Source organism: Flavobacterium sp. W21_SRS_FM6 (genome assembly GCF_052119645.1).
Lineage (GTDB): Bacteria > Pseudomonadota > Gammaproteobacteria > Enterobacterales > Alteromonadaceae > Paraglaciecola.
On sequence record NZ_JBGQOM010000001.1, the window covers coordinates 197,390 to 223,602 of the forward strand.

At 42.8% G+C, this 26,213-nt stretch carries 23 protein-coding genes; 11 read left to right on the forward strand and 12 right to left on the reverse strand.

Annotated elements, in window-relative coordinates:
• The first annotated feature begins 38 nt into the window (after window positions 1-38).
• Entirely contained in the window at window positions 39-443 is a 405-nt protein-coding gene (locus ACEN2L_RS00835; protein WP_441741281.1) for a hypothetical protein, read from the forward strand.
• A 57-nt stretch (window positions 444-500) separates the two neighbouring features.
• On the opposite strand, the gene relA is transcribed toward ACEN2L_RS00835, so the two are convergent.
• The 10 genes from relA to ACEN2L_RS00885 form a co-directional block, all read right to left on the reverse strand.
• Complete coding sequence (gene relA, locus ACEN2L_RS00840) at window positions 501-2,663, reverse strand: GTP diphosphokinase (RefSeq protein ID WP_306024039.1); 2,163 nt, start codon at window positions 2,661-2,663, stop codon at window positions 501-503.
• A 226-nt stretch (window positions 2,664-2,889) separates the two neighbouring features.
• Window positions 2,890-3,264, reverse strand: a complete 375-nt coding sequence (gene acpS, locus ACEN2L_RS00845; RefSeq protein WP_441741284.1) for a holo-ACP synthase — start codon at window positions 3,262-3,264, stop codon at window positions 2,890-2,892.
• Window positions 3,265-3,273: 9 nt separating this feature from the next.
• Entirely contained in the window at window positions 3,274-4,005 is a 732-nt protein-coding gene (gene pdxJ / locus ACEN2L_RS00850; protein WP_441741287.1) for a pyridoxine 5'-phosphate synthase, read from the reverse strand.
• The gene (gene recO / locus ACEN2L_RS00855; RefSeq protein ID WP_441741290.1) at window positions 3,998-4,741 is read right to left on the reverse strand and encodes a DNA repair protein RecO; all 744 of its coding nucleotides are present in this window, start codon (window positions 4,739-4,741) and stop codon (window positions 3,998-4,000) included. The genes pdxJ and recO overlap by 8 nt, the downstream gene beginning before the upstream one ends.
• A gap of 23 nt (window positions 4,742-4,764) precedes the next feature.
• Window positions 4,765-5,046, reverse strand: coding sequence for a hypothetical protein (locus ACEN2L_RS00860; RefSeq protein WP_306024043.1), 282 nt, complete (start codon window positions 5,044-5,046; stop codon window positions 4,765-4,767).
• 307 nt (window positions 5,047-5,353) lie between these two features.
• Window positions 5,354-7,081 (reverse strand): single-stranded-DNA-specific exonuclease RecJ, encoded by a 1,728-nt coding sequence (gene recJ, locus ACEN2L_RS00865; protein WP_441741294.1) that lies wholly within the window; start codon window positions 7,079-7,081, stop codon window positions 5,354-5,356.
• A gap of 59 nt (window positions 7,082-7,140) precedes the next feature.
• Entirely contained in the window at window positions 7,141-7,863 is a 723-nt protein-coding gene (dsbC, locus tag ACEN2L_RS00870; RefSeq protein ID WP_306024045.1) for a bifunctional protein-disulfide isomerase/oxidoreductase DsbC, read from the reverse strand.
• Between the two features lie 209 nt (window positions 7,864-8,072).
• On the reverse strand, window positions 8,073-8,381 hold the full coding sequence (locus ACEN2L_RS00875; protein WP_306024046.1) for a putative signal transducing protein: 309 nt from the start codon (window positions 8,379-8,381) through the stop codon (window positions 8,073-8,075).
• A 21-nt stretch (window positions 8,382-8,402) separates the two neighbouring features.
• The gene (locus ACEN2L_RS00880) at window positions 8,403-9,515 is read right to left on the reverse strand and encodes a PilT/PilU family type 4a pilus ATPase (protein ID WP_306024047.1); all 1,113 of its coding nucleotides are present in this window, start codon (window positions 9,513-9,515) and stop codon (window positions 8,403-8,405) included.
• A gap of 37 nt (window positions 9,516-9,552) precedes the next feature.
• Window positions 9,553-10,596, reverse strand: coding sequence for a type IV pilus twitching motility protein PilT (locus tag ACEN2L_RS00885; protein ID WP_306024048.1), 1,044 nt, complete (start codon window positions 10,594-10,596; stop codon window positions 9,553-9,555).
• A gap of 29 nt (window positions 10,597-10,625) precedes the next feature.
• Between ACEN2L_RS00885 and ACEN2L_RS00890 the strand changes: the two genes are divergently transcribed.
• From ACEN2L_RS00890 to ACEN2L_RS00915, 6 genes are all read left to right on the forward strand, one after another.
• Entirely contained in the window at window positions 10,626-11,309 is a 684-nt protein-coding gene (locus tag ACEN2L_RS00890) for a YggS family pyridoxal phosphate-dependent enzyme (protein WP_306024049.1), read from the forward strand.
• A 32-nt stretch (window positions 11,310-11,341) separates the two neighbouring features.
• On the forward strand, window positions 11,342-12,163 hold the full coding sequence (gene proC / locus ACEN2L_RS00895) for a pyrroline-5-carboxylate reductase (protein WP_306024050.1): 822 nt from the start codon (window positions 11,342-11,344) through the stop codon (window positions 12,161-12,163).
• A gap of 78 nt (window positions 12,164-12,241) precedes the next feature.
• Complete coding sequence (locus ACEN2L_RS00900) at window positions 12,242-12,784, forward strand: YggT family protein (protein ID WP_441741301.1); 543 nt, start codon at window positions 12,242-12,244, stop codon at window positions 12,782-12,784.
• Window positions 12,774-13,205 (forward strand): DUF4426 domain-containing protein, encoded by a 432-nt coding sequence (locus tag ACEN2L_RS00905; RefSeq protein WP_441741304.1) that lies wholly within the window; start codon window positions 12,774-12,776, stop codon window positions 13,203-13,205. The genes ACEN2L_RS00900 and ACEN2L_RS00905 overlap by 11 nt, the downstream gene beginning before the upstream one ends.
• A gap of 114 nt (window positions 13,206-13,319) precedes the next feature.
• Window positions 13,320-14,615, forward strand: a complete 1,296-nt coding sequence (locus tag ACEN2L_RS00910; RefSeq protein ID WP_441741307.1) for an ABC transporter substrate-binding protein — start codon at window positions 13,320-13,322, stop codon at window positions 14,613-14,615.
• Window positions 14,616-14,642: 27 nt separating this feature from the next.
• A complete protein-coding gene (locus tag ACEN2L_RS00915) occupies window positions 14,643-17,372 on the forward strand; it encodes an ATP-binding protein (protein ID WP_441741310.1) in 2,730 nt (909 codons plus the stop codon).
• A gap of 56 nt (window positions 17,373-17,428) precedes the next feature.
• Here the strand turns inward: ACEN2L_RS00915 and ACEN2L_RS00920 are convergent, their stop codons facing one another.
• The gene (locus ACEN2L_RS00920) at window positions 17,429-18,598 is read right to left on the reverse strand and encodes a XylR family transcriptional regulator (RefSeq protein ID WP_306024055.1); all 1,170 of its coding nucleotides are present in this window, start codon (window positions 18,596-18,598) and stop codon (window positions 17,429-17,431) included.
• Between the two features lie 182 nt (window positions 18,599-18,780).
• Between ACEN2L_RS00920 and xylB the strand changes: the two genes are divergently transcribed.
• From xylB to ACEN2L_RS00935, 3 genes are all read left to right on the forward strand, one after another.
• Window positions 18,781-20,244, forward strand: a complete 1,464-nt coding sequence (gene xylB / locus ACEN2L_RS00925) for a xylulokinase (RefSeq protein WP_306024056.1) — start codon at window positions 18,781-18,783, stop codon at window positions 20,242-20,244.
• 140 nt (window positions 20,245-20,384) lie between these two features.
• Entirely contained in the window at window positions 20,385-21,704 is a 1,320-nt protein-coding gene (xylA, locus tag ACEN2L_RS00930) for a xylose isomerase (RefSeq protein WP_441741315.1), read from the forward strand.
• Between the two features lie 242 nt (window positions 21,705-21,946).
• A complete protein-coding gene (locus ACEN2L_RS00935; protein ID WP_441741318.1) occupies window positions 21,947-22,825 on the forward strand; it encodes a diguanylate cyclase domain-containing protein in 879 nt (292 codons plus the stop codon).
• 91 nt (window positions 22,826-22,916) lie between these two features.
• On the opposite strand, the gene ACEN2L_RS00940 is transcribed toward ACEN2L_RS00935, so the two are convergent.
• A complete protein-coding gene (locus ACEN2L_RS00940) occupies window positions 22,917-24,320 on the reverse strand; it encodes a sugar porter family MFS transporter (protein WP_441741321.1) in 1,404 nt (467 codons plus the stop codon).
• Between the two features lie 368 nt (window positions 24,321-24,688).
• On the opposite strand from ACEN2L_RS00940, the gene ACEN2L_RS00945 reads away from it, so the two are divergent.
• Window positions 24,689-26,158: an MFS transporter gene (locus tag ACEN2L_RS00945; RefSeq protein WP_441741324.1), complete on the forward strand. Its 1,470-nt coding sequence runs from the start codon at window positions 24,689-24,691 to the stop codon at window positions 26,156-26,158.
• Window positions 26,159-26,213: the final 55 nt, after the last annotated feature.

Below are 26,213 nucleotides of genomic sequence, written 5' to 3' on the forward strand. Positions count from 1 at the left end.
AGTACGATGCGCACAGTTAATATCAAAATAGGATTACCTTGGTTAAAATTTTGGTGCTACTCACAGTATTACTTGTTGGCACAGTTAAGGCATCCAAAATATCGCATGGCGGCGGGATTGGTTTGCAGTATGCAGGATTAGCTGGATACCAACTTTCCTATACCAATGAAGAACATCGATTTCGCGGAGCACTTCGCCTCAGCGGTGTCTCTGCCGGATACGATTATTTAATGTCTGCACATTGGTCAGCAGTATTAACCTTTACTCAAACAATTCGCGCGACTTATTCTATGAATCTAAACTATTACCTGCACAACCCTAATTCAGTCCCGCGCTTTAGTGTAGATTTAGCTCACATGCCTGATGATCATAAAGGCGATGGATTTTTCAACTCAGATGGCACTAAAAATATAGTATGGCTAAGTGCAGGTTACGCTTTTTAAATACTAAGGCTGAGTCATTGCACCCCTATTTTTTATAAAGAAGTGCAATGACTTGAGCTAATTATCTATGCGTTTTACTTCAGACACGCCTTTAATTTGTTGAATTTTAATTATAGTTTTAGCTAAGCTATTTAAATCTTTAACCTCTAAACTAACCTTTATTTTTGCTGTGTGGGTTTTGGTATCACTTAAACTATTTACCCCTAACAAACCCACCTTCTCATTGGCCAGTACCGTTGTTAAATCGCGTAAAATACCGTCTCTGTCTGCACAAAATACTTGTAACTCGGTTCTAAAAGCGGCTTTAACATTGCTTGCCCAATTAACATCAATTTCTCTTTCTGGGTGAATATCCAATAAATGTGTTAATTGCTCACAATCTTCTCGGTGAACGCTCACGCCGCGCCCTTGCGTAATATACCCAAGGATTGGTTCGCCCGGCAGTGGCTGGCAACACCCTGCAATTTGCGTTAACAAATTACCAACCCCTTCTACCACAACGGTATCTTTTTTGTATTTAGCAGATTGTGGTTTTTTCGCCTTGATCCTAGGATCAATAATGGGTTCTGGCTCAAGTCGTTGAATGAGAAAATTGACTACTTGCATCAAGCGAATATCACCTGCACCAAGCGCTGCATACAAATCATCAACAGTTTGCATGTTAAAGCGACTGACCGCTTCTAAGGCATCTTTTGAAGGAATGTTTACCTTAGTCAACTCGCGCTCTAACAACTCTTTGCCCGCTACCAGATTTTTATCTTTATCTTGTTTTTTAAAGTAACTGTGTATTTTGGCTCTAGCCCGTGAAGAGTGCACATAACCAAGTCCTGGATGCATCCAATCACGACTTGGGTTAGACCGTTTTCCGGTCAGAATGTCGACTTGGTCACCGGTTTGTAATTGATAGGTAAATGGCACAATACGACCGCTGATTTTAGCACCAATACAGCGATGACCTACGTTACTATGAATGTAATACGCAAAATCTAAGGGGGTCGACCCTAATGGCAAATCAACCACATCGCCTTTTGGTGTAAACACATAAACACGGTCATCAAATACTTGACTGCGCAATTCTTCAACCAAATCACCCGATTCGGCGACTTCTTCTTGCCACTGCAATATTTTGCGCAACCAATTGATGCGCTCTTCGTAAGCAGAGCGACTGACCGTAGCCCCCTCTTTGTAGCGCCAATGAGCGGCAACACCTAGCTCAGCATCTTCATGCATTTTATTAGTGCGAATTTGGATCTCAATCGCCTTGCCCTGTTTGCCCAGTGTGACCGTATGAATTGACTGATAACCATTGGGTTTTGGGGTGGCAATATAATCGTCAAACTCGTTTGGAATGTGCTTCCAATGTGCATGCACAACACCTAAAGCGGCATAACAGTCTTGTAAGCGTTCAGCAATAATACGCACTGCCCGAATGTCATAGAGCTGTTCAAAACTTAAGTGCTTTTTCTGCATCTTCTTCCAGATGCTGTAAATATGTTTGGGACGACCATACACCTTGGCTTTGATGTTTTGCTCGTCTAATACGCCTTGTAGTTCGTTAACAAAATCATCAATATATTGCTCGCGATCCGTTCTTTTTTCGTCCAGTAATTTGGCAATTTGCTTATAGGTATCAGGATGTAAGTACCGAAATGAATGGTCTTCTAGCTCCCACTTTAATTGGCCTATACCGAGTCTGTTGGCCAGTGGCGCATAAATATTGGCACACTCTCTTGCCACCAAAACACGGGTTTCTTCATCAGAATTTTTCACTTTTTGCAGAGCACAAATACGTTCTGCTAACTTAATGACAACTGCTCTGACATCCTCAACCATCGCGAGCAACATGCGCCGCACGTTATCAATTTGTGTCTCGTCGTTTTTTCTGGTGCTCTTCGCTCGAGTATGTAGCGACTTAATGGCATCCATGCGCCTTACGCCAACAATTAAGTTTTTGATCCCCTCTCCAAACTGCTCGGCAATTTGCTCTTCACTTAATTCATGCATCTCACAATAAGGATAAATCAACGAGGCTTGCAGGGTCTCATCATCCATATGTAATTCATGCAGAATTTCTACCATCTCCTGCCCGATTAATAGAATTTCGGGCGTGTCAGATACCTCACGAAGCTTTTGTTTGGTGGTTGTAGACAAGTTCAGACTGGCTAGCCACTCTTCAAACGAAGGTCTTTGTGGTTGGTGCACAGTGCGGATAGAAACCATAAAACGTTGTCCTGTAACTGTTTACGGCATTAGACAAGCTAAAACCGCTGCTTTTACTCAAGCATATATATAATTAAATTGCATCCATTCAGAATACGCGCCAGTTTTTTGTCCGCAAATCGAGGAAACAGCCTATTTTAAGAGAACAAAACGCCCCAAATTTGCGCAACGTCGCATCGCGTTCCTATTTCAGCACTATTAAAGTGCAAAGCCCTTCGACGTCCGTTTATTCTAAAATCACAGTAGCAACGGCATAGTGTTGTTCATCTGAGATAGAAAGAAAGCTGGCTGTCACGCCACGTTCACTGCAGAGCTCAGCAAATTTACCATAAAAGTTAAGAAAGGGCTGACCACTGGGCATATTTTGTACCTCAACATCTTGAAAACTGACCCCATTACCAATCCCTACCCCTAAAGCTTTTACCGCTGCTTCTTTGGCTGCGAAACGTTTCGCTAAAAAGCGCGCTTTGAAATTATGTTGAGCATACGTGTGCAGCTCACTGACAGTTAAAACACGATGGGCAAGCCGTTCAGAGCGTGCCAATTGACTTTCTATTCGCGCGATTTCAACAATGTCAGTACCTAATCCTACTATGGCCATTGATATTCTCTAGCGACGGGCTTCTTGCATCAAACGTCGCATATCGGCCACCGCTTGATGCAAACCGTCAAATGCTGCTCTGGCAATTATCGCGTGACCAATATTCAGTTCGTATAGCTGTGGGATCGCTGCGATGGGTTTAACATTGTGATAATTTAGACCATGACCCGCGTTGACCTTCAAACCCAACGAATGCGCGTATTCGATGCCAACCACTAACTTGGCCAGTTCTGCTTGTTGTTGCTGTTCGTTTTCAGCCTCAGCATATTGTCCGGTATGAATTTCAATAAAAGGAGCACCGCACGCATGAGCAGCGTCAATTTGTGCCTTGTCTGCATCAATAAATAAGGAGACCAAAATACCCGCTGCCGCAAGTCGTGCACAAGCTGTAGCGATAACAGTCTGATTTGAGGCAACATCAAGACCACCTTCTGTTGTTAACTCTTGGCGTTTCTCTGGCACTAAGCAGCAATAAACAGGTTTGATTTGCTCAGCAATCAATAACATCTCTTCGGTGACTGCCATTTCCAAATTCATTCTGGTTTGAATGGTATTCTTCAACACATTAACGTCTCGATCGGTGATATGTCGACGATCTTCTCTCAAATGCACAGTAATACCATCTGCCCCCGCTCTTTCAGCAATTTCGGCTGCATGCACGGGGTCAGGATACAAGGTACCGCGGGCATTTCTTAGGGTGGCAATATGATCAATATTTACCCCTAAATAGATGTCATTCATTTAGTGTATTCTCCACATTATTAGGTAATTGCGTCGTCCAACTTTGTTTAAATAGTTCACGACTTTTCAAAGGCTTGTCGCCCAACAGCTTGGCGAGAGTCAAACGGCTAATATACTTCGCACAGTGCAAACTGTCTGGCGTCCATGCAAGGTCATTAATTTGCATGATGCTTTGGCCACTAAAACAATTATTGTCACCGTATTGCTGCTTTAGCCTTATCCAACCCTGCTCATGTATAAAGCTGTAGTAGCTAAAAGGTTCAATTTCTTGCCCGGTATTTGTATCGTATAAAAAGTCAATTCCGTAGCCTAAATCCGCAAGTAAAGATAATTCGAATTGGCGTAATTGCGGTTCAATGGTTTGCTTGTCTGCCAAGGCTTTTAGGGTGGTTTGATACAGATTGAACAACTCAGGCTGGGGGATTTCTTTGGCTAATAAACGACTGAGTAGTTCATTAATGTACATGGCTGAAAATAAGTAATTGCCTTCAAGCTTGTAGCTTGAGCCCAAGGCTTCAACCTGCTGTAGGTTTTTCAGTTCATGACGCCCCGCCAGCCCAAGTAATAAGAGCTGGAAGGGTTGAAGCAAACTCTTTTTATCGCTTTTACTGCCCCGAATGCCCTTTCCAACAGCACTCACTAAACCCCATTCCAAACTGAATATATCAAGTAAAAAGCTGGTTTCTCGATAAGGTCGACGATGCAGAATGAATCCAGCAAGTGCGGTAGATGACACAAATAAACCCCAATTAAAAGAAGCTAACTTATCTTAATTCTCACAACCTTCATGGCTTCAAACTCCATGCCGGCGATTTCTTCTTTGATCGGATAATACGTTAGATTAACTCGTGCACCGGTGAGATTTTTATAGACTTTTCGACGGCGAAATTTAAATGGTACATCGTAACCTTCCACCATCAAGGTATTCATAAACCAGTCATCGTCTTTACGCTGCACATGAGAAGACACTGCCAACTCTTCAGTGTGGGTCAGTTTGTCGTGTTTTATTAGCAGTTTTTCTACGTCTGTTTTTTTAGCCATGGAAAATGTTAGGTTGTCCAAAAAAACAATGATATACCCAAACTCATCAAATATGCAGCTTTGTCGACATATTTGACAGCTTATTTAATCTCGACGTCGAATAAGAAACGGCGTTTTAAATCAATATTGTCTTTATAGATGAGAATAATTTGCCACCTTTAAAATTCTAATTTGAGTCCATTCTGAATCAGTGGCACAGTGTTTGTGCATAGCAAGGAGAGCTGCCCGTGGGGCAGATGGCTATAACCCGCAATCCCAGCCCAATAGGGAGCTCATCTAACGCTAATACGAGGCTTAGCTTAATCGCTTAAATTGGCTCAATAGCATCTACCATCAGTTGCAAATTTACGCGGCCACGAAATTCGTTAATATCAAGTTTGAAGGCCAGTCTGACTTTTTTGCATGCCAAATTCGGCCATGCATTTGGATCAATATTAAAAGCAATTGCATCGAGCAACAGATGCTCTTGAAAACGCACCAACATTTTCAAATGTTTGCCGCCTAGTAACTTTTGCTCTAGCAACTCAAATTCGTCATCAAAAACGGGCTCAGGAAAGCCTTGCCCCCAAGGTCCCGCGTCTTTCAGTAATTGCGCAAAAGCAATGCTGTATTGGTCTTTTAGCAAAACACCGTCAGACAAGACCTCGCCTGCTAAAGGTTTACCCTTTAACAAGGCTTCGGTTGTCAAATGAAAGGCTTGTTCAAATTCTGCTAACTTTGCCAATTCTATGGTCAAACCAGCAGCCATCGCGTGCCCTCCAAATTTAATAATTAGGCCAGGATATTGACTGTTAATGGTTTCAAGTAAATCGCGAATGTGCACACCAGGGATCGAACGAGCTGAGCCTTTTAATAGCGCATCATCTTGGTGGGCAAAGGCGATAGTAGGGCGAAAGTATTTCTCTTTAATGCGGCCCGCCAAAATTCCAATCACGCCTTGATGGTAATCTTGCTTATACAACACCAAACCAAAGGGCAAAGCGTCGGCAGCCAAATTGAGTTGTTCAAGAGCCTTCACCGCCTCTTGCTGCATCGAGCTTTCTATCTCTCTGCGCTCTTGGTTGAGGCTGTCCAACTGCACCGCAATTTGTCGTGCACGGGCGGGATTGTCTGTTAGTAAACATTCTATGCCTAAGGACATATCATCTAAGCGCCCAGCCGCATTTAAACGAGGCCCAACTACAAAGCCCAAATCGGAGGCCATCAACTTACTTTTGTCGCGACCAGCCACTTCCATAATAGCCTGAATACCTTTGCAACATTGGTCGCTGCGAATACGCTGCAATCCTTGATGCACTAAAATCCGGTTATTGCTATCTAGTGGCACAACATCTGCCACGGTTCCAAGCGCTACAATATCCAATAGCTCGGCTAAATTTGGCATCGGCATATTTTGCCTTGCAAACCAGTTTTGTTTGTTTAACTCCGCACGTAAGGCTAGCATTAAATAAAACGCCACCCCCACTCCGGCTAAGTTTTTAGATAAAAACTCACAACCTGGTTGGTTTGGATTAACTATAGCATCTGCGATAGGTAGACGACTTGCCGCCAAATGATGGTCAGTAATAAGTACTTTTAAACCTAAGGCTTTCGCTTTTTCAACGCCAGCAAAACACGCTATTCCACTGTCCACCGTCATGATGAGTTCCGCCCCTTCACGAGCAGCAACATCAACAATTTCAGGACTCAATCCATAACCAAAATCAAAGCGATTCGGCACTAAATAACTGTGTTGTTTTGACCCCAACATGGTAAGCGACAACATACACAGAGCAGTACTCGTTGCACCATCAGCGTCAAAATCGCCTACTACCATTATTTTTTGCTGAGATTGAATAGCCGTAACTAACAGATTCACTGCGCCGCTGACGCCTTTGAGTTCGTTATAGTGCAGTAACGACTGAGTAGTGCGCAGCAATTGCTGTTCATTTTGCACACCTCGGTCGGCGTAAATTTGACGAATCACAGGGTGGAGATTGGCGGGAAGGTGGGCGTTATCAGCAGGCACTCTGCGAGTTATAACTAAATTAGGCATTTATATATTTCAAGTTTTTAGCTAAGAAAAGCCTGCTAAAGAGCAGGCTCACAAATCCACTATAGCGCCTTGAGGGCTTGTTCTAACAAATTAGGAGGCTGGTAGCCTGGAATTAGCGAACCATCAGGTAAGATGATATTTGGTGTACCGTTTACACCAATTTGTTGACCGAAGGCGTATTGTTCAGCCACTTTGTTCTCACACACTTTTGACGCAACCGTTTGACCATTTTTTGCATCATCCATGGCCTCTTGTGGATCACTTGCACACCATACTGACACCATATTTTTATAGGTTTGTCCGCGTAAGCCTTCGCGAGGATAAGCTAAATAGCGAACAGTGATACCAAGATCATTATATTTGTCCATTTCGCCGTGCAATTTACGGCAATATCCACACGTAATATCAGTAAAGACATCAACCACATATTTTTCATTTTTGGCTTTATATTCAATCACTGAATCTTTAAATTCTTCTACTCCAGCTAATCGCATTTTACTCAAGGCTAACTCTGTTTCGTTACGCATGCCGGCGTCAAGATTATACACACGGGCTTGCAGTAAAAACTTACCGTCTTTACTGGTGTAAAATAAGCCTTTATCTGTTTCGAGTTGCAATAATCCAGTAATAGGAGAGTCAGCGATAGAAGAAACTTTCATGCCTAAGGTGCTCTGAATTTTTTGTTTCACAGCATCAAAGTTATCCACCTGAGATGAAGCTAACACCGCACCACTTAGGACCAAGGCTAAACCTAGAGCGGAATGCTTAAACCAATTTTTCATACGTTTCCTACTTCTTCTATGGGTAAAAACACCCGACATTAATAAGACCTTAACCAGGCCAAATAATTTCATAAATATGCGTTGAGTGTACTGGATTGTCTGATTGAATCCAAACCTTAAGACTGGCTGTTTCTGTAACAAATTCTTTGCTTTACAGTAAAATCAGCGTAATGAGCTTAAAATAATAATGGTCAGCCTGTGGCCAATAATTACGGCTCTGCTGGGGTTCCACACTGCCAGCACAACTCAAAATTTCCGTCATTACTTTCTTGGCACCGTTCACACAACCAACTGTGTTGTAGCGGTTGATGTTCAAAGTCTTTAATTAATTTTTGTGCTTTAGCCAGCCACCCCTCGTCAGTAAGCCATACTTCGGGTAATACATCAAAAGGTGAGAGTTCGCCCATCGCACCAATGGCAAATTCGTTTTTCACAAAACAAGGAATGCCATTTTGTTCAAGCCACTGCTTAATTTGCCAAACCATAAAACGGTCGTGATGACTGTATACTTTCAGCATAATTGATTTGGTCTCAATCCATTAATCCATGTCGATAGATACATTAGACAATGAGCCTAATTTATTACCATCATCCGACGCTAATTTAATCATTAGCCGCAAATCATTGGGTGAGTCAGCATGATGAATCGCATGGTCAAGACTGATTTTACCGGCCTTGTACAAATCATATAAGGCCATATCAAAACTTTGCATGCCCAGCTCTTTACCTTTACGCATGGCTTCTTTGAGCCCGCCAATTTCATTACGTTGAATTAAATCTGTCACCAAAGGTGAATTTAATAAGATTTCTATAGCTGCCACTCGCCCCTTACCATCAGGTGTAGGCACCAATTGCTGGGCGACAATAGCACGCATATTTAAGCTCAAATCAAAACGCAGTTTTTCATGTTGGTCATGAGGCGCCAAATGCATAATGCGTTCGATAGCCTGATTCGCATTATTAGCGTGCAAGGTGGCAACGCATAAATGCCCTGTGTCAGCAAAAGACATGGCATATTCCATGGTTTCCATTGAACGAATTTCACCAATTAAAATGACATCAGGGGCCTGACGTAAGGAGCTTTTCAAGGCATCATCAAAGGATTTAGTATCAATACCTACTTCGCGCTGTGTCACGACGCATTGACTATGCTCATGCACAAATTCAATCGGATCTTCAATCGTTAAAATATGCCCTTTTGAATTTTGATTGCGATGCCCTATTAAGGCCGCTAATGAGGTTGATTTACCCGTACCCGTAGCCCCAACAAATAACAATAAACCCCGCTTCGCCATAATCACGTCTTTTAAAATGGGCGGTAAACCGAGATCATCTACTTTTGGAATTTGTGTGACAATACGCCTCACAACCATTCCGGCCATATCGCGCTGCCAAAAAGCACTGCAACGAAAACGGCCAATTCCGTCACGGGCAATCGCAAAGTTACATTCTTTACTGTCAGTAAATTCCTGAATTTGCTTATCGCTCATGGCGTCGTGTACCAGAGCCAAAGAAGACTCTTCATCGAGTACACTGCTACCAATTGGTGTCATTTGTCCATTAATTTTGGCACTAACCGGAAAGCCCACGGTGATAAATAAATCTGAGGCACCTGCCTCTTGCATCGCTTCTAAATAAGGCGTGAGTTCCATAACTATTTCCGCTAACTAAGTATATTGATGAATAAAATCAGAAACCTGAAGTGGGCTTTTTATCAATCGATTTGGCTGCCGCATCTTGGGCGGTAATTAATCCCTGCGCAACTAAACGCTGTAAACATTGATCCATGGTTTGCATACCATGTTGTTGACCCGTTTGGATCACTGAATACATTTGCGGGACTTTGTCTTCGCGGATCAAATTACGGATAGCCGGAATTCCCAACATAATTTCGTGAGCGGCCACTCGCCCTCCCCCGACTTTTTTCAATAAGGTCTGTGAAATAACCGCTCGTAAGGATTCAGATAACATCGAACGGATCATGGATTTTTCAGCGGCAGGAAACACATCAATAATACGGTCGATGGTTTTAGGCGCTGAATTGGTGTGCAAGGTGCCAAACACCAGGTGCCCAGTTTCTGCCGCCGAAATGGCCAAACGGATGGTTTCTAAATCCCGTAACTCACCCACCAAAATAATATCAGGGTCCTCACGTAAAGCTGATCGTAAAGCGTTGTTAAAACTGTGGGTATCACGATGCACTTCACGCTGGTTGAGTACACAAAGTTTATTTTCATGCACAAATTCAATGGGGTCTTCGATGGTCAGAATATGTTCGCGCTTAGTTGAATTGATATGGTCAATCATGGCCGCTAAGGTAGTACTTTTACCTGACCCTGTTGCCCCCGTTACCAATACAATACCAGTAGGCTGATTAATGATTTGCTTAAAAATTTGCGGAGCGCCTAAGTCATCTAAACTTAAAATTTTACTTGGAATGGTTCGTAATACAGCAGCCGCACCGCGATTTTGCACAAACGCATTGACCCTGAAACGTGATAAGTCTTTTACTTCAAAAGAAAAATCGGTTTCTAGGTTTTCTTCATATTCCTTGCGCTGCTTGTCGTTCATGATTTCATAAATCAAGCTATGCACTTCTTTGTGTTCAAGGGCAGGCACATTAAGTTTACGCATCTCGCCATCTACCCGAATGATAGGTGGTAATCCAGCTGAAAGATGCAAGTCTGAGGCTTTATTTTTCACACTAAAGGCTAAAAGTTCGGTAATATCCAAGCCAAATTCTCCGTAAAAAAGTTTACAACGTGGAAACAATAGCAGAACGACTCAAAAGCGCATACCAAACAATCGAGCAATCTACCTTAGCCGCTAATCGTCCACCAAATACCGTACAATTGCTAGCGGTCAGTAAGACCAAACCCGTATCTGATATCGTGCAAGCGTATGAAGCTGGACAACGTTTATTCGGCGAAAATTATGTCCAAGAGGGGGTTGAAAAGGTCCAAGCGCTGCGCGCACTAAGCGACATCGAATGGCATTTTATTGGCCCCATACAGTCAAATAAAACCCGTTTAGTGGCCGAAAATTTTGCGTGGGTACACGCTATCGACCGTTTAAAAATAGCCCAACGTTTGAATGATCAACGCAGTGCCCACAAACAACTGAATGTGTGCATTCAAGTCAACATCGATGATGAAGCGAGTAAGTCGGGTGTGCCTATTGAGGAAGTAAAGGCGCTTGCGGCGGCGATTAACCCCTTACCCCACTTGAAATTACGAGGTTTAATGACCATCCCTAAGGCAGATGCAAGTGAAGTGCAACAAAAGCACAGTTTTTCAGCTATGCAAGAGCTATTTGTCGAGATGCACAGACTTTATCCAGAGATAGATACGCTATCTATGGGCATGTCAGGTGACATTAAGCCTGCGATTGCACATGGTAGTACAATGGTTCGTATTGGCACGGCTATCTTTGGTAGCCGACAATAAGTACAGCAAATTTAAGATCAAACAGAGGTAAAATGGAACATAGACGCATAGCCTTCATAGGCGCAGGTAATATGAGTAAAAGTATAATCAGTGGACTCGTAAATAATGGTTATCCCGCTGAATATATATATGCCAGTAATCCTTCAATGCCCAAGTTAGATGCCTTACATCAACAATTCGGCATTCAAATTAGTCAATCTAACGTCCATGTTGTAGAGCAAGCACAGGTAATTGTATTGGCCGTAAAACCACAGCTTATGGCACAAATGTGCGCTGATTTGGCCAAGCAAACTGAATTACAAGACAAACTGTTTGTATCTATTGCCGCTGGTATCAGTGTTCAAAGGTTGCAAGAAATGTTAGGTGGTAACTATAAGGTCATTCGCACGATGCCCAATACGCCTAGTTCTTTAGGCTTAGGCATGACAGGTTTGTATGCGAATGAGCAAATACCAACCGAGGACAGAGACTATGCAGGTGCCTTGCTCAAACATGTTGGTAAAATTGCATGGGTAGAAAAAGAAGCCATGATCGACGGTGTCATTGCGGCAGCAGGCAGCAGCCCAGCTTACTTCTTCGCTTTTTTAGAAGCCATGCAGCATGAAGCTCAACAGCAAGGATTTGATCGAGATACCGCTCGATTACTGGTGCAACAGGCAATGCTAGGCGCAGCCGAAATGGTATGTCAAAATCCCCAACTCGAAATCAGTGAACTGCGTACTCAAGTTACGTCTAAAGGCGGCACTACCGCTCAGGCGCTGGCTTGTTTTGCCGATAACGGTTTAAGTGATATTGTAGCCAAAGCAATGCAAGCTGCCGTTGCTCGAGCTAAAGAGATGTCTACAACGTTCTGAGTGTGAACTCGAACAAGATGTAAATTTAAAACGCGCCAATTTTCAAATTAAAATGTGTGTTCAGGAAACAACAACGCTATGAGTTCAATTGACTTTTTAATCAGTTTGCCATTTAAACTTTATTTAATGGTAGTGTTATTGCGCTTTTGGCTGCAATTGTCCCGAGCGGATTTTTACAATCCATTTAGCCAATTTATTGTCAAAGCAACCCATCCCATTATTGGCCCTTTGCGCCGAGTTGTGCCGTCTATGGGCCGCTTTGATACCGCAACCTTATTGTTAGCCTGGCTTGTGGCGATTGCTAAGATAGTAGTACTAAGCTTGTTGGCGGGTTATGCCTTAACAAACTTTGTAGGCATTGGCTTGGCTGGTTTATTAATTGTGTTCTCTGAGGCCATCGATTTAGTTATTTACGTGCTTATATTACGTGCCATCATGAGCTGGGTGAGTCAAGGCCGCAACCCCATGGAGTTGGTGTTAGCGCAATTAACTGAACCAATGTTAGCGCCGATCCGTAAAAGAATGCCTGATCTCGGTGGTTTAGATTTATCAGTCATGGTGGTTATTTTAGTTCTTATATTTTTACAAAAATTAATGGGTGACCTGTTTGGTGCATTTTAATAAATTTCGGGTATTTGCCTTCCTCAGTATGTTGCTTAGCGCTGCGGCGGTGCACGCAGAACAGAAGGTCGCGTTAGGAACTTGGGATGTACATTACATTGCCCTTAATAGTACATTTCTCACCCCTGAAGTTGCGAAACAATACGGGATATTACGCAGTAAATTTAATGGTTTGATCAATATTTCGGTACTCGATAAGAAGACAAGTGCGGCGCAAAGTGTGGTTATGAACGGCGAAGCCAAAAATCTATTAGGGGTAGTTAAAGGCCTAAGCTTTAAAGAAGTAAAAGAGGGCCAAGCTATTTACTACCTGGCGACATTGCCATTTAGTGACCAAGAACGTTACCGGATCAGTATCACAATTAACAATGGCGCAACGACGCAGCAGTTCACCTTTGAGCATAAGTTTTACGCTGAATAATTGCTAACATCAGCAGATAATGCCTGAATTGCCTCTCATTTGACAAACTCAGTTCTGGCGGCACACTATGTAGCAATAACATCTGTTGTATTCGAGTGTAAGGTATTTGTTTAGATGAGAAAATCCAAGGTATCTGACCACACATTAAACACTGATGGACGCAGAACATTCATCAAAACGCTGGGTTCAGTCATCGCTACCGGCGCTCTTGGTAGCACTGCCCCTTACGTATTTGCGAGACAAAAAACTCGACTGAGAATTCTCGGCACCCACGTTACTTTGCAAGAACAACTGCGCCAACAGGCAATGCAAGACATTGGTATTGATTTAGTCTTTGAACCAAGGGGCAGCGCAGCCGTTTTACAAAAAGCCAGTGTTTCACCTTCATCCTTTGATTTGTATGAGCAGTGGTCAAATAGTATTCGACCGCTATGGGCGAGTGGCTCAATCCAAGCCATCGAAAAAAAACGCTTAACTTACTGGGATGAAATTAACCCCTTATCAAAAACAGGCAAAATCAGTCCCGATGCTAAAATAGGTGCAGGCGACGCACCTAATAAGATTCTTAATATTCAAGCCGACGGCACCTTAGGTTCAAATCCCACAGAACTCATCAGCTTTTTACCCTACGTTCACAACGTTGATTCTTTTGGCTACAACACCTTTTTTATTCCCAAAGGCATCCCCTACGAAACAGAGAGTTGGGGTTGGCTGCTCCAGCCACAACATCGTGGCAAGGTAGCCATCGTCAACGATCCAACCATTGGTTTGTTTGATTTAGCCTTAGCAGCACAAGCACAAAATCTGGTTCGATTTGATGATATTGGTAATTTAAGCAAAGTAGATTTAGATAATCTCTTTAAAGTGTTAATTGACTTTAAACAGCAAAAGCATTTCAGTGGCTTCTGGAACTCGGTGCCTGAGTCAGTTGATTTTATGCGAACACAACGTGTTTCCATAGAAAGCATGTTTTCACCGGCCGTTGCAACCTTGAATGGGCAAGGACTTCCTGTTACTTTCGCAGCCCCTAAAGAGGGCTATCGTGGTTGGCATGGGGTAATGTGTTTATCATCTGCCACTGAGGGTAAACAAAAGGACGCGGCTTATGACTACATGAACTGGTGGCTTTCTGGCTGGCCAGGTGCATTTATAGCGCGCCAAGGGTATTATATTTCAAACCCACAACGCTCCAGAAAATTGCTCAGTACAAACGAATGGGATTATTGGTACGAAGGTAAAGAAGCGCAACAAAACCTCGTTGGTACTGACGGCAAGATATCCGTGTTAAAAGGTGAAGTGCGCACTGGCGGTAGTTACACAAAACGCTTTAGCAACGTTGCAGTATGGAACACAGCGATGCCCACCTATGACTACAGTTTACAAAAATGGTACGAGTTCATTAGTTCATGACAATAATTAACCAATAAGAAAAATAACGTGTTCACGAGCCTCAAATCACAAATTTTATTATTTTCCTTAACCCTCGCCTTTTTGCTTGGCCTGCAAATATTCTTATCTCGTGACATCTACGCAACCTTTGTCAAAAATTTAGATATTACGCAAGAAACCATTGTTGAAGTCAGCTTGGTACGCGAGGTCGAAAGAGACGTTATTGACTTACAGCGTAATGTGCTTCTTTATAAATCGACCGCGAGTGAATCAGCTATTACCCGTTTTATGGCCTTAATGGCAGACACCAATAGCAAACTTGATAACCTAGAAAAATTGACCACTAATGACCTTCAGGCTCAACTTTATAGCGATTACATCGCCCGTATGCGCGAGCACTTAGCCAATTATAACGATAACTTTGCTAACGTGATTATAGGTCGTACGCAACGAGAAAACTTGGTGAGTAATGGTTTACTGGTTGAGCTACAGCAAATATTTGATAATTTTAATTGGTCTGAGCTGACGGGCTCAGCGAGTGTCGCTAACGCCAGATACACAGACAAGGCCTTGTTTCATATCGCCCAATCTGAAAACTACTTATTGCAATATTTATTAACCCCCGATCAAGAGTTAGTACAGCCTTTTCAGCAAAATATCCGAGAGGCCGTCACCTTACTTAAACAACAACAAAACAAAACAACTGAATTAGAGTTGAGCCAAGTATTAGATAAGTTAGACCGAGTTGAAAACGACTTTTTACAACTGACTAAAATAACCCGAGGTTATTTATTTTTAGTGAATGTGGTGATGGCAGGAGCGGCTAACGAGTTTTTGTTTCTAGCACGTGAACTTAATTCTTTAGTTACAGAGAAACTCAACCAAACCAATATAGACGTTAAAAATACCACTGAAAATTCCTTACACGAAAGTGACCTTTATTCATTGATAGGAATTGTATTGGCGATATTAGCGGCAGTCTTTCTTGCTTATCGGATCATGATCCCGATTAAAAAAATAACCTTAGTGTTTGAGCGCCTAACACAGGGCAAGGACATCAATAACATTCCAGGCCTTAAACGAAAAGATGAAATAGGTCAGTTGGCCAAAGCAGCGAACGTCTTCCAACAAAAAAACCAACAAACCAATACTTTGTTGGCAGAGTCGCAACTGATGAATACCAAGCAAGAAACCCTCAATCAAGAATTAATACTGTCAAATTTGAAAACCGAACAAGCGAATGAAGCTAAAAGTATGTTTGTGGCAAACATGAGCCATGAAATTCGCACGCCGATGAACGGTATCGTCGGCATGTTAGATTTAGTACTCAGAACAGAACTCAAACCACAGCAGCGAGAACAGTTAAAAAAAGTGATGTATTCGAGTGAAATTTTAATGAGTCTGATTAACGATATTCTCGACTTTTCTAAAATTGAAGCCGGTAAATTAGAAATCGAACACGTAGAGTTTAACCTTGAGGATATGTTTGCCAATGTGTTGTCCAACGTTAAAAATCTTGCCGCTGAAAAAGGCCTCAAAATAACATTCGACGTTACCCCCACCTTACCTAACCTGGTTATTGGTGATCCACTTAGAATCACCCAATTGCTGCTTAATCTGTGCAGTAATGCCATAAAATTTACCCGAACAGGCAGCATATCTATTTCAGCTGACATTCGTCGAAGCGATAAGCCCGATCACCTTATTTTGGAATTAGCGGTCGAGGATACTGGCATTGGAATGTCTGACGAACAACTCAATAAAGTCTTCGGTGCCTTTACCCAAGCCGATGGTTCAACCAGTCGCACGTTTGGGGGAACAGGTCTTGGTTTAAGTATTGTGAAACAGTTAGTTAGCTTGATGAATGGTCAAATATCTGCCAAATCAGAGCTTAATCAAGGGAGTTGTTTTACCATAACACTGCCATTGGCATGCGCAATAATGGCTTCGCCCATCCTGCAACTTAATCATAAACCGACTGGGCGCTTATTTTATTTCAGCAAAGGTCCAAGGGGATATTTGCGAGATGACTATATTGAAGTCCTTGATGTTGAATTACGTCACTTTCCGCTTACAGAACTACAAAACCAAATAGCCACAATGAATGAAGATGATGCCGTAGTACTCGACATTGCAAATCATGTCAGCCACCAACAATTACAAACAGAACTTCAGCTGTTACGAATGTCACATATTGAAGTAGGCTTTGTGACTGAATCGCAACCCAGCGATCTAATTGAATTTTTAAACCAAGATGCTCATTACGTGTGTTTGAGCCACCCCTTTACACTTGCACAAGTTTGCCGCTTTATAGCCGAACTTTTTAACGTAAAACTCTCTGATGAAATAGATGCAACGGGGCTAGAACCGACTATTAACAAATTTAAAGGTCACTTGTTATTGGTCGAAGATAATCAAATTAATCAGGCGGTGGCAGGCGAAATGTTAAGCTCAATGGGTTTGACTTATGATATTGCTGAAGACGGCCGTCAAGCGGTAGAGCGAGTGATGAGTACTACTCACTATGATCTGGTATTAATGGACGTACAAATGCCTATTATGGATGGGTATCAAGCGACAGGGCGCATTAGAGAGTTGGGGTATTCTGAGCTCATTATTTGTGGTTTGTCGGCTAACGCTATGTCACAAGATAAAGAAAAAGCACAACAAGCAGGTATGAACGACTATCTAGTCAAACCGCTGCGCTCTGCCGAGCTAGCAACGTTTTTAAGTCAATACTTGCCCTCCAATCAAACCCAAACCTGGCCAGCGTTATAATACCCTGAGCTAAACAATGGGGTGGTTTAGCTCAGCACAACGAAGCCCTTCGAAAATTATTTACCTGCTCCATCTCGAAATTCACGTGGTGTTTGGTCAAAGTGCTTTTTAAATACCGCATACATATATTGCAACGAAGGATAACCACAGACCTGCGCTACCTCGTTAGTTGAAATATTCTCATCTGCTAATAATTTACATGCTCTGGCTAATTTTTCATTATGGATCTCAGTATGAATACTGTGGTCGCGTTCCTCACGAAAACGCTGTTCTAAATTCGAACGTGATACACCCACATAGTCCAACACTTGCTCCACTTTTATGCCTCTGCACGCGTTTTGACGAATATAGTGCATCGCTTGAATAACGTAAGGGTCTTTCAACGCTTTGAAATCAGTCGACTGCCGTTCTGATACCCCAGCAGGTGGCACTAACACTCGACGGCTTTTTAAATTAGGATTTTCAAGATTACGATGCAACAACTTAGCCGCTTGGAAGCCCATATCAAAACAGCCTTGAGTTACACTGCTTAAGCTGATTCGACTTAGATAACGTGCTATATCATCATCATCAATGCCCACAATTGAAATGTTATCAGGCACCAGTTTGCCAATTTGTTCACAGGCTTGCAGTAGATGACGAGCACGTGCATCGGTTACAGACACGATACCCACCGGATTAGGCAAGCCTTGGATCCAATCCGTCACACGATTCATGGTGTATTGCCAAGTTTCTGGACGAGTTGGATGCCCCCGATACACCGAACAATCGTAACCGTCATTTTTACATAATTTAACCATTGCACGTTCGCGTTCGAGCGCCCAACGATGGGTTTTATCAAGCGGTAAACCATAAAAAGCAAAGCGCTCTAAACCCTTTTTCTTTAAATGTTCATAGGCGGCTTTTACCACCTCATAATTATCAGTTGCCACGTAAGGGACGTCTGGATAATCTTCTTCATTTGAATAAGACCCGCCCACGCCAATGACTGGCACATTGGCATTTACTAGGGCTTTTTGAATGGCAGGATCGTCAAAGTCGGCAATAATGCCGTCGCCACTCCACTCTTCAATATGCTCTAGACGAGCTAAAAAGTCCTCTTCTAGATAAACATCCCAATCCACTTTAGACGATTGTAAATAGTGACCAATTCCTTCTATCACTTGGCGGTCATACACTTTATTAGCATTAAATAAAAGACTGATACTGTGCCGAGCTTGATACATAGAGACTCCAACAAATCGATTTATGTTTTTTAGTATTCTGCAACATTATTGTTACATATGACTATAATGGAAGCGAGTAGAATTATTATGTTATTTCGTTATTTAATTTCGTAATCAGTCCTACAACTCTCTAAAAATAATACTCTCTGCTAGTATCCTCAAAAAATTCTAGAGGACTTACTATGTACTTAGGCGTCGATCTCGGCACTTCTGGCGTTAAAATAGTGTTAACAAATGCAAGCGGAGAAATCGTAGATACCAGCTCCAGCAGCTTTGAAGTCAGTCGACCAAAACCGCTTTGGTCAGAGCAAAACCCCCAAGATTGGTGGACCGGTTTTTGTCAGGCTATGGATAAACTCAGTGCAAACCATGATTTATCAAAGGTACTTGGCCTTGGCTTATCCGGACAAATGCACGGCGCGACCTTACTCGATGACGCAAATACAGTCATTCGTCCGGCTATTTTATGGAATGACGGTCGATGTGAAGCGCAATGTAAAGAAATTGAAGCAGAGGTTGCGGATGCTCGTGAACTTACCGGCAATATTATTATGGCTGGTTTTACCGCACCAAAACTGCTTTGGGTAAAACAACATGAACCTGCAAATTTTGCACGTATCGCCAAAGTATTGCTGCCAAAAGACTATTTACGTTTTTTACTAACGGGTGATTACGCAACTGATATGTCAGACGCGGCCGGCACCATGTGGCTAGATGTAAAACAACGTACTTGGCACACAGGGTTATTAGCAGCCTGCGGTTTAGATGAATCACATATGCCCCGTTTGTTTGAAGGTTCAGATATCACTGGCACACTTAAATCAGAAGTGGCGGCACGCTGGAATATGTCAGCGATACCAGTAATCGCCGGTGGTGGTGACAACGCGGCTGGCGCCGTGGGAGTCGGTATCGTCAAACCAGGTCAAGCGATGCTGTCGCTGGGTACTTCAGGCGTGTATTTTGCCGTTACTGATGGCTTTACTGCGAATCCTGAGTCAGCGGTTCATAGCTTTTGTCACGCCCTACCAAACACCTGGCATTTAATGTCGGTCGTACTGAGCGCCGCAAGTTGTTTGCAATGGTTTGCCGATAACATTGCCAAACGCCCAGTGCAAACCTTATTGGATGAGCTCGATAACACTGACATCAATCTAGAACATTGTCCTATTTTTCTTCCTTATTTAAGCGGTGAACGCACACCACACAACAATCCGTTTGCGAGTGGCTCATTTTTTGGCTTAAACCATTCTACTGCCCAAGTGAACTTAACCTATAGCGTATTGGAAGGCGTCAGTTTTGCCTTTGCCGATGGTGTAGAGGCATTAAATAAAGCGGCGGGTGAGGCTGACGAAATTACGTTAATCGGCGGTGGAGCTAAAAGTCGTTACTGGCGTCAATTATTGGCGGATGTGCTCGCACGCCCAGTCAATTATCGCACGGGTGGCGATGTAGGCCCGGGCTTAGGTGCGGCAAGGCTGGCACAAATTGCCATCGATACTGACCGTACTTTGCAAGAAATTTGTCCACAACCTGCGCTTGAAAGTATCTTCGAACCCAACAATGAACGAGTTGCGTTATTAAAGATAAGACGAGAACAGTTTCAACAAATATACGTTCAATTGGCGCCCCTAATGAAGCAGCACTAAGCAGTAGAGAAGCGTTTGATAACAAAAAAGCAACAAAAAGCACACTAGTTAATTAAGAAAACATAATTGTTAGCCTGTCAGTGAAACTGCATGATAGTGCTAACCGAATCATTACATTTTTATCATTTTAGGAGCGCCTCATGACTGAGTATTTCAAAGATATTTCCAAAATCCAATATGAAGGGACAGAGTCAACTAATCCTCTTGCCTTCCATCATTACAACCCTTCAGAAGTTATCTTGGGTAAAACCATGGCCGAGCATTTGCGCTTCTCTTCTTGCTACTGGCACAACTTTTGTTGGGATGGTAGCGACGTATTTGGCCAAGGTGTATTCGGTCGCCCATGGTTACAAGCGGGCGACGAAATGCAACGCGCCAAAGAGAAAGCCAATGTCGCCTTTGAATTTTTCTCAAAGTTAAACGCGCCTTACTACTGTTTCCACGATGCCGATGTCGCGCCGGGTGGCAAGTCAATTAAAGAGTACATTAATAACTTCGCTGAAATCACCGATGTGCTTGAACAGAAACAAGCTGAAACAGGCATGAAGTTATTGTGGGGTACAGCTAACTTGTTCAGCCATCCACGTTATGCTGGCGGCGCAATTACCAGTCCTGATCCTGAAATTTTTACCTACGGTGCAACTCAGGTATATCATGCAATGAACGCCACTAAGCGTTTAGGTGGCGAAAACTACGTATTGTGGGGTGGTCGTGAAGGTTACGAAACCTTACTCAACACTGACCTTCGTCAAGAGCGTGAGCAACTAGGTCGCTTTATGCAAATGGTAGTTGAGCATAAAAACAAAATTGGTTTTAAAGGTGCATTGTTGATCGAGCCAAAACCACAAGAGCCGACTAAACATCAATACGACTACGACAGCGCTACGGTATACGGCTTCCTTAAGCAATATGGTCTAGAGCAAGAGTACAAAGTAAACATCGAAGCAAACCACGCTACTTTAGCGGGCCATTCTTTCCATCACGAAGTCGCTACTGCGGTTTCTTTAGGTATTTTTGGTAGCTTAGATGCTAACCGAGGCGATGCACAACTAGGTTGGGATACAGACCAATTCCCTACCGATGTGCCTGAATTAACCTTAGTCATGTATGAAATTTTGAAAGCGGGCGGTTTCACTACTGGTGGTATGAACTTTGACTGTAAATTACGTCGTCAAAGCTCTGATCCTGCAGATATGTTCCATGCTCACATTGGTGGTATGGATCACTTAGCCTTATCGTTACGTAAAGCCGCTGCTATCTTAGAAAATGACTTCTTGGCTGATTGCGTTAAACAACGTTATGCAGGCTGGAGTGGCAACCTTGGAAAGGCGATTCAAAATGGTGAGCATAGCTTGGGCTCATTAGCTGACTTCGCTGCTGCCAATAATATTCAACCTAAACACCTTAGTGGTCAGCAAGAATTGTTAGAAAACAAAATCAACCGCGTGTTGTTCGGTTAATCCATCGTTTTGTGTTGTCCCGTGAGTAAATGACTGTGTCCCATTTACTCGCACTTTTACAAGGCCTCATTTGAGGCCTTTTTTTTGCTATATTGTTAATATTGAATAGTAACAATTGAAAATTTAAGCTGATGGGGGTACTTTGCTAGCGATGTGGATAGTTAGATTAACAGCATGCAGTTGCTCGTTACCACACGCTATGTTAAGGCCCCTTCTCCCTAGTATCAGGACCAGCACCTATCATGAAAATTACCCCTCTTCTGCAGCTTGAAGATGTCTTGGCCCTTATCCTTGACGCGGTGTGTGTTGTCGATAAAGCAGATACTTTTATTTTTGTGAGCTCGGCATTTGAACACATGTTTGGTTATTTGCCGGCGGAGGTGATTGGCCGCTCTGTTTTTGATTTTGTGTATGTTGAAGATCGTCAAAAAACAACCAAAACCGTAGCTAGCCTATTGTCAGGAACAACCCAGTCTAGTTTTGAAAACCGCTGGTTACATAAGTCAGGCAAAATAGTCCATGTTTTGTGGTCTGCGAGATGGTCAGAACAGCATCAAGTCAGGATCGCAGTTGCTCACGACATCAGTGAACGCAAACAAATGGAACAGCACCTAGAATATTTAGCTAAACATGACTCTCTCACCTCCTTGCCCAACCGAGCCACAGTAAAAGAACGTCTACAAAAATGCTTGAATGGCGCCAGAGCTAACGATGCCAATTTTTATGTGCTGTTTATCGATGTCGACAAATTTAAAGCGGTCAACGATAACTACGGCCACACTCTGGGTGATCGGGTATTAGAACAAATAGCTCAACGTTTATTACATTGTGTTCGAGACTCCGATACTGTTGGCAGGATCGGAGGCGACGAATTCATTGTCTTACTTAATAATATTGCCAATGCAGACACGGTAATGAATGTGGCAGAGAAAATGTGTCGCGCAGTGGCCCAGCCTTTTATATTTTTAGGGGTAAGCCTGGACCTTTCTTTGAGTATTGGTATTGCGGCTTACCCTGATCACGGCGGCGACAGTGAAACCTTATTACAATTAGCAGATGATGCGATGTTCAAAGCCAAAAAAGCGGGGGGCAACAGAGTTAACCTGCATGTAAACCCATAAGGCTATAACGCGTACACACTGTTCCCATCAAGCAGAATTGGTCATAAAAAAGGCCGCTAATTAGCGGCCTACTTGCTCCAAAAACCAGTGACTAACCTTGCATATCTTCCAGCTCTCGGCCTTTAGTTTCGTACATATATTTAGCAATAAACAAAATAGAAATACCAGCACAAAGGGTGTAAAAACCATATGCTCCTGCCAAGCCAATACTTGCTAACATGATAGGGAAGGTCATGGTGATTCCAAAATTTGCGCCCCATTGAAACAAGCCTGCAACCGCTAAACCAGAACCGCGAATTTGATTCGGGAACATTTCACCTAACATCACCCACATCACCGGCCCCCATGACAAATTAAAGAAAAACACATAGGCATTGGCTGAAATCAACGCAAAGGTGCCCATCTCACCTAAGTCAAGATTGCCGTTTAGGTCTAAATCCGAATTCATAAAGGCAAACACCAAACAGCCAAGCGTCAGGGTCATGCCGATTGATCCAAGTAGCAAAAACGGTTTACGCCCTACTTTATCAATCAAATACATAGTGATTACACAGGCTGCAATACTCACTGCACCGCTGATGATGTTGATCAATAGTGCATCTGACTCTGAAAAGCCCACCGCTTGCCACAATACCGCACCATAATAAAACACCACATTAATACCGACTAATTGCTGGAATACCGCCAAACCAATGCCAATCCACACAATTTTACGGACCTTACGGGTTTGTGTGTCTAGTAAATCGGCCAACTTAGGTTCGTGACGGTCTCCAGCCAACGACTGCTGAATTTCAACTAACTTTTGGTGACCTTGCTCAGCACCATATAATCGAGCTAGCACTACCGCAGCTTGTTGGTCTTTTTTACGCAGGACTAAGTAGCGCGGGCTCTCTGGGATGAACACTAAAAAAGCTAAAAACAATACCGCAGGCACTAACTCAATCCAGAACATCCAGCGCCAAGCAGCAAAGCCGAGCCAAAACTCCGCGGTCGATGCTCCAGCAAAATTAGCTAATAAATAATTACTCACAAAGGCCGCGAATAAGCCGGTAATAATGGCAACTTGCTGAATGGATGATAAACGTCCACGTAAACGCGCTGGAGCAATTTCGCTGATGTAAGCGGGTGCCATAACGGAAGCGGCGCCCACTGCCAAACCACCAATGATGCGATATACAATAAACTCCATTGAAGAACTGGCAACACCCGAGCCCCACGCGCTCAGAATAAATAACATGGCAGTAGCCAACAACAGCGCTTTACGGCCATAACTGTCAGCTAATCTTCCGGCGGTAAATGCCCCCACTGCGCAACCTAACAACATACTTGCCACATTAAAGCCGGTACCAATATCATTTGAGTTAAACGTTTTTTGCAATCCATCGATGGTGCCGTTGATCACGCCACTGTCAAAACCAAACAAAAAACCGCCAATGGTTGCCACCATGCTCACTAATACAATAAAGAGCATATTCTCACTTTTTGGAGTATTCAAACGCCTACCTCTTTTATAAATTGACAGAAAAAACAGTGCATCACAGCATACTCAAGTTGTCAGTTCAGACAACCAGATGTTAAATGTCTGTGAAAAAACATAATGTTGAATTGAAAAATAAGGGTATTAATTGGCAAGTTTAACAACGACGTCGTCTTTGCCTCTTGTATAACGAATGAGCTTACTTTTTCCGCAAGCACAGTTTACGGGGCTGATGATTTTGTCAAGCCTTGTCCCCAAGAGTCCTAACGAACAAAAATAGTACAACAGGGAACATAAAATAATGCAGAAAGCGAAAATAACAATAACCAAAAACCACCAACCCGATACAATTCGACCATAACAAAAAAACTACAAATGACTTACATATGAATCAGCAAACCGAAAAGTTAAGCGTTATTGAAAAAGTGGGTTACAGCTTAGGTGATTTAGCGGCTAATTTAGTCTTTCAAACTCTCGTTACTTTTATCGCTTTCTTTTACACCGACGTATACAAAATACCCGTTGAATCAGCGACTAAGGTCATTTTTATCTGTGGTTTGCTCGCCGCTTTCTTTAATCCATTCATGGGCATGATCGCTGACAGAACACAAACGCGGTGGGGTAAATTTCGTCCGTGGATTTTATGGACCTCTGTCCCCTTCGGTGTACTTGCCCTATTGGCCTTTAGCACCCCAGACTTTGGTCCCGACGGGAAAGTGTATTACGCATTTATTACCTACATGTTATTGCTTTTAGTGTATTCAGCTAACAATCTGCCTTACGCCGCCCTCAGTGGTGTGATTACCGGCAACATGCAAGAACGTAATAGCATGTCCTCTTATCGTTTTGTGGCGGTGATGATTGCGCAGTTTATTATTCAAGTATTGCTTCTTCCGCTGGTACTCATTGCGGGGGATGGCGACAAGGCCATCGGTTTTGAAAAGGTTATGACCTTTTTATCAATTGCCGGCATCATTATGTTTCTCATTACCTTTTTTACCACCAAAGAACGGGTTGTTCCTACCGACGAACAAAAATCTACGGTATTAGAAGACATCAAAGATTTAATGGCTAATCGCCCTTGGATCATGATGTTAATCATCACCATCTTAGTGTTTGTGACTTTGGCCTTGAAAGGCGGCATGTACATCTATTATTTTGAAAACTACCTCGACGCTGGACAGATTGCTGCCTTTTTACAAAACATTGGGTTTAACCGTTTTATTAATGGCTTAAACGCTGGATTAACTGGCTTGGGTTTATCTGAGTTTCATTGGCCTGAAGATCCGGCCACCTCTGGCTTTAGTTTATTTAATGCAGGCGGGATCATATTCATGATCATCGGTATTGGCTTTTCTAAGTCCTTAGCGGATAAATTTGGAAAGCGAGAAGTGTTTGGTGCCTCATTATTTTTATCCACGCTATTTATTTTAGTGTTCTACTTCTATCCTGCCGATGCTATTGGTTTAGTGTTTACCTCACAAATATTGCACGGCTTCTTTTATGGTATTTCGACCCCTTTATTGTGGGCGATGATAGCCGATGTGGCAGATTACTCAGAATGGAAAACCCATCGCCGTGCTACTGCAATCATCTTCTCAGCCATGATCGTAGGCTTAAAAGTGGGTTTAACGTTAGGCTCATCTATTCTGTCGAGCATATTGGATTACTTTAATTACAGCGCAGACTTAAGCACCCAGTTACCTGACACTATTAATGGCATTAAATTGTCGGTTAGTGTGTTTGCGTCCATTCCCTTTTTCTTAGCCGTGGCGTGTTTATTTGGCTACAGCATCAATAAAACGATGGAACAAAAAATTGAAAAAGACTTAGCTGCACGTCGCCAAGTTAATTAATTCATCCTCTTTATATGCCGTCTGTGTGAGACGGCGACTTTACCAAGTGAGTTTT